An 818-nucleotide genomic window follows, 5' to 3' on the forward strand; every position below is an offset into this window, starting at 1 on the left:
CTGCCGGGTCTGGACGCTGATGACCACGGCCAGATGCAGCCATCCCTGGCGGGTGGGGACATACGTGATATCCCCGACCCACGCCGTCGGTCCGGTTCCGGGGGCAAATTGCCGATCCAGCAGGTTGGGGGCGAGCTGAGATGAGCCGCCGGAGGATTTGGGCCGGAATCGGCCTTTGGTCTTGCCCTGGATTCGCTCCTCGGCCATTAACCGTGCCACGCGCTTGTGGCCGACTAGATGATTCCTGGCTCGTAAGGCCCTGACCAGCCGACGCCGCCCATAGCTGCGTTTGCTGGCCACATGGATGGCCCGAAGCTCGGTACGAAGGGCCGAATCGACATCGCACGTTTGGGCACACTGGCGGCGCAGGTAGTCATGGAATCCAGAGACAGAAACCCCGAGAAGCCGACACAGCAACCTGGTCGGGTAGCGAGTCCTTTGACTGGCGACGAAGGCGTACCTCACTTGGACTCTCTGGCAAAGAACGCCGCCGCTTTTTTTAGGATTTCCCGCTCCATCTTCAGATTGGCGTTCTCGGCCCGAAGGCGGCTGATCTCGCTTTCCAGATCAGTGGCCGGCCTGCGGGCCTCAGAGGTCAACGACCGGCCAGCACGGACCGCGTCAATCCAATTTGCCAGCGTTTTGACGGACATTTCCAATTGGCGGGCCGCTGCGGCTGGGCCGAGCGACTCGGCCAGCTCCACGGCTTGGTGCTTGAACTCATCGGTGTAGCTACGACGGGTGATACGGGACATAAGGGACCTCCCAGTGCGATCAAAGTATCGCTTCTTGGCGTCCGCCCACGGGGAGCCAGATCA

At 62.0% G+C, this 818-nt stretch carries 2 protein-coding genes; both read right to left on the bottom strand.

The window, feature by feature from the left end; all coding sequences use genetic code 11:
- Nucleotides 1-465: IS3 family transposase (locus N7590_RS22085; protein ID WP_275576714.1), on the bottom strand; the 465-nt coding region annotated here is incomplete at its 3' end.
- Nucleotides 462-755, bottom strand: a complete 294-nt coding sequence (locus tag N7590_RS22090; protein WP_087921478.1) for a transposase — start codon at nt 753-755, stop codon at nt 462-464. The genes N7590_RS22085 and N7590_RS22090, both read right to left, overlap by 4 nt.
- Between the last annotated feature and the right edge of the window lie 63 nt (nt 756-818).

The sequence above is a fragment of the Stenotrophomonas sp. GD04024 genome, from assembly GCF_029837545.1.
Lineage (GTDB): Bacteria > Pseudomonadota > Gammaproteobacteria > Xanthomonadales > Xanthomonadaceae > Stenotrophomonas > Stenotrophomonas forensis.